A 4,181-nucleotide genomic window follows, 5' to 3' on the forward strand; every position below is an offset into this window, starting at 1 on the left:
GACCGCCGCGATCGTGATGTGCGTGGTGACGAGCGTGTACAGCACGACTTGCCACCACGTGAGGTCCCACAAGCCGTTTCCGAGCCAGTCGATGGCCGCGCTCAGGACGGCCGGGAACGAATCAGTCATGCGTCGGTACTCCAGAGCCGAAAGCTTCACGCTCGCATCGAAGCTGACAGCGGCACTCCACAAACTGGAAATCCCGCAGCAGCGGCTTCCTTGCTTAGATGCTTGCGCCAGCGCGATGAATGCCGGCCGGACCAGGAAACTTGTGTAGGTCGAAGGCGAGGTCGATATCGGCGAAGCCGATCGCCCTGTGTAGGTCCGCACCGGCAGCGGACGGGGCCGACCACCTTCATCGGACATGGCAGCGCCGGCCTCGCAGGAAGAGAAGTCGTGGCGCACTGTGGAGTCTCCTCAAACTCACAAGGAGACTTCAATGGCTGAACTCAAGAATCCCGGCGTGGCTGGTGAGCCCGGCAAGACCGCTGCAACGGGTGTCGGTGCCGTCGTCGGCGGCGTCGCCGGAGGGGTCGCAGGCGGTGCAGCCGCAGGTGCGGCCGTGGGCGGCATGACCGGGCCGGTCGGCGCCGTGGTGGGGGCTGCAGTCGGGGCGGTCGCCGGCGCGTTGGCCGGTCGCGCCGTCAAGGCCGATCCGGATGTCGAAGATGCGTACTGGCGCGAGAACTACGCGGGACGTCCCTATGTCGAGGGCGGGAGCTACGATGACTATTCCCCGGCGTATCGGTATGGCGTGGACGCCTATTCTCGCAACCCTGACCGGACGTTCGACGAAGTCGAGCCTGACCTCGGTCGGGATTGGGGCACGGCGCGCGGTCGATCCTCGCTCGAGTGGGAGCGGGCCAGGCACGCCACCCGCGACGCGTGGCAACGGCTCAGCGACAACGTGGAACGCGCGATCCCTGGCGACTCGGACCGCGACGGCCGTTGAGCAGGGCGCGCTGCGCAGCCACCGACGCTCGCGCTCAGCAAGCTACCAGGGTGTACCTGGCTCCCAGCCGCACGGCCGTATCGCTGTGGTTCTGGTTGCCCCATTGGTAGCCCATGCTGCCCCAGGCCGTCCAGCCTGGCCTGAGTCGAGCGTCGATCCCACCTTCGCCTCGTAGCGGTTGTTCGGGTACAGATTCCGCAGCGAGCGTCAGCCAGGGTTGCATGCTGTAGATTCCGACATGCCCCGCGAAACCCGTCTGGATCGGCTCGAGAAATACTGGTCGAAGCGCGACTTCGCGGTCACCGCCGAACCGCGTGGCGAGCACGCACCGCGCAACGGCGAGGCGCTTTCCTTCGTCATCCAGAAACACGCGGCCAGCCGGCTGCACTACGACTTCCGCCTCGAACTGGATGGGGTCCTGCTCTCCTGGGCGGTGCCGAAGGGGCCCAGCTTCGACCCTGCCGACAAGCGCATGGCGATCCATGTCGAAGACCATCCGCTGTCCTACGGATCGTTCGAAGGCACGATTCCGCCCAAGCAATACGGCGCCGGCACGGTGATCGTCTGGGACAACGGCACTTGGGAGCCCGTGGGCGACCCGCGGGACGGCCTGGCGAAAGGCAAGCTGCTCTTCCAGCTCCACGGCCAGAAACTGGCCGGCTTGTGGGAGCTGGTCAAGATCGCCAAGGGCGGCGAGAAGCAAGAGCCCTGGATCCTGTTCAAGAAGAAGGACGCGTTCGCGCGCCCGAAGGCGGACTACGACGTCGTCTCGGCCCTGCCCGACAGCGTGATCGCCAAGCCGCTGCGCCCCGCGCCTTCGGAGCCCAAGGTTGCCGGCGCCCGCGGTGTCTCGGCCAGGCGCGCCCGCAGCGCGGACGACAGGGTGGCAGGCGCCGTGAAAGCACCGCTCCCCGTCAAGATGAGCCCCCAGCTCGCGACCCTGGCCACCGGCGTCCCGGCGGCCGGCCAATGGCTTTACGAGATCAAGTTCGATGGCTACCGGCTCATGACCCGCATCGACAAGGGCAAGGCCGCGCTCGTCACGCGCGGCGGCCACGACTGGTCGGCCAGGATGCCCGGCCTGGTGGGCGAGCTGGAGAGCCTGGGGCTCCAATCGAGCTGGCTGGACGGCGAGATCGTGGTGCTGGACGAGAAAGGCCTGCCCAGCTTCAACGCACTGCAGAAGGCCTTCGACCTCGGCGAGGGAAATGCCCAGATCGTCTACTTCGTGTTCGATGTGCCCTACTTCGAGGGCTACGACCTGCGCGAGGCCCCGCTGGTGTCGCGCCGCCAGTTGCTCAAGGCACTGCTGGACGAGCAGGCGACCGACCATGTCCGCTTCAGCGCCGCCTTCGAAGCCGACGCGGCGTCGGTGTTGAGTTCGGCCTGCCGCATGAACCTCGAGGGCGTGATCGCCAAGCGCGCCGACGCACCCTACGCCTCGCGTCGCACCGAGACCTGGCTCAAGCTCAAGTGCCAGCAGCGCCAGGAGTTCGTGGTCGCCGGCTACACCGACCGGTCGGACGGCTCACCGCAGATCGGCAGTCTGCTGCTCGGCGTGCATGCGCCGGACGGCACGCTGGTGTCGGTCGGCAGCGTCGGCACCGGTTGGGACTCGGACGAGGCCGCGGCGTTGAAGCGCAAGCTGGTCAAGATCGAGGTCGCCGAGCCGCCCTTCCCTGCGGGCGCGGGCAAGCCCGGACGGTGGTCCAGGCGCGCCCCGGGCAGCGAGCGTTGGGTGGCGCCGCGCCTGGTCGCCGAGGTGGCCTTCGCCGAATGGACGCCCGAGGGGCAGATCCGGCATGCGTCCTACGTTTCGCTGCGCACCGACAAACCGGCCAGCGCGATCGTGCGCGAGACTGCCAGGACGCTTGCGGAGGCCGGGCCGGTGAAGTCGGCAGGCAGGACGGCCACCGGGAGGATCAAGGTGAGCAACGCCGAGCGCGTGATCGACCCCGGCTCGGGCCTCACCAAGCTGGACCTGGTGCGCTACTACGAGTCGGTGGCGGACTGGATCCTGCCGCACCTGAAGAGCCGGCCGTGCTCGCTGGTGCGCGGGCCGACCGGCGTGACGGGCGAGCTCTTCTTCCAGAAACACGACGAGAAGATCAGCATCCCCGGCATCAAGGAACTGGACCCCCGGCTGTGGCCGGGTCACGGCGCGCTGCTCGAAGTTGGCAGCGCGCAGGCACTGGCATCGGCGGCGCAGATGAACGTCATCGAGTTCCACACCTGGAACTCCACGGCGAAGAACATCGACAAGCCGGATCGCATGATCTTCGACCTCGACCCCGGCGAAGGCACGTCCTGGCAGCACGTCCAGGAGGCGGCGATCCTGGTGCGCGCGCTGCTGACGGAACTAGGCCTCCAGGCCTGGCTGAAGACCAGCGGCGGCAAGGGCCTGCACGTCGTGGTGCCGATCGCGCCGCGCTTCGACTACGAGGCGGTCAAGGGATTCTCCCAGGCGGTGGTGCAGCACCTCGCACGCACCATTCCCGCACGCTTCGTGGCCAGGAGCGGACCGTCGAACCGGGTCGGCAAGCTGTTTGTCGACTTCCTGCGCAACGGGCACGGCGCCACCACGGCGGTGGCGTTTTCCGCCCGCGCACGCCCAGGGCTCGGCGTGTCGATGCCCGTGGACTGGGATGAGCTGACCCAACTGAAGAGCGGTGCGCAGTGGACCGTGGCCACGGCGCGCGAGCACCTGTCGTTTCGGACGACAGACCCATGGGCCGGCTATTGGACGGCTCGCCAGCCGCTGGCGGCTGCGATGAAGAGGATCGGGTTCACGCCGATGAAGTAGGAGGCGACGATCGCCATGGCGATGACCAGGCCGCCCGCCACGAGAGCGTTTCTCCGAGGCGCAGGAGTCCGGGCCCGGTGCCGACGGAAATCAGAACGTTTCCCAGTCTCCTGCCGCCGCCTCCACCGCGGGAGCCTTGGCGGCAGGCACCGTGGCCTTGCCCGGGCCTGCCCACTTCGGGGCTTTCGACGTCGCGGGCCGGGCTGGTGGTGCAGCCGAGGCCTGCGAATGCGACGGCATGAGCTTGAACACACCGACCGCACGGGACAACTGGCTCGCCTGATCCTGCAGTGAACCTGCCGCCGCGGATGCTTCCTCCACCAGCGCCGCGTTCTGCTGCGTCACCTGGTCCATCTGCGTGATCGCCTGGTTGATCTGCTCGATGCCGGTGGTCTGCTCCTGGCTCGCCGCCGTGATCTCGCCCAT

General features: G+C 68.0%; 3 protein-coding genes and 1 pseudogene. 2 read left to right on the forward strand and 2 right to left on the reverse strand.

Going from position 1 to position 4,181, the window contains the following annotated elements; all coding sequences use genetic code 11:
- Window positions 1-405: hypothetical protein (locus QTI33_RS34920; RefSeq protein WP_286511318.1), on the reverse strand; the 405-nt coding region annotated here is incomplete at its 3' end.
- Window positions 406-439: 34 nt separating this feature from the next.
- Between QTI33_RS34920 and QTI33_RS34925 the strand changes: the two genes are divergently transcribed.
- Entirely contained in the window at window positions 440-952 is a 513-nt protein-coding gene (locus QTI33_RS34925) for a glycine zipper domain-containing protein (RefSeq protein WP_286511320.1), read from the forward strand.
- Between the two features lie 238 nt (window positions 953-1,190).
- Window positions 1,191-3,755, forward strand: a complete 2,565-nt coding sequence (ligD, locus tag QTI33_RS34930; protein ID WP_286511323.1) for a DNA ligase D — start codon at window positions 1,191-1,193, stop codon at window positions 3,753-3,755.
- A gap of 90 nt (window positions 3,756-3,845) precedes the next feature.
- Here ligD and QTI33_RS34935 read toward each other — a convergent pair.
- A pseudogene (locus QTI33_RS34935) lies at window positions 3,846-4,181 on the reverse strand (methyl-accepting chemotaxis protein); the annotation flags it as partial.

Origin of the sequence: Variovorax davisae, assembly GCF_030316845.1 — a bacterium.
In the GTDB taxonomy this organism is placed as follows: Bacteria; Pseudomonadota; Gammaproteobacteria; order Burkholderiales; family Burkholderiaceae_C; genus Variovorax; species Variovorax davisae.

Bases quoted from the DNA above. Each gene is read 5' to 3' on its own strand.
- QTI33_RS34925 (WP_286511320.1), top strand. From the start codon at position 440: ATGGCTGAACTCAAGAATCCCGGCGTGGCTGGTGAGCCCGGCAAGACC.
- ligD (WP_286511323.1), top strand. From the start codon at position 1,191: ATGCCCCGCGAAACCCGTCTGGATCGGCTCGAGAAATACTGGTCGAAG.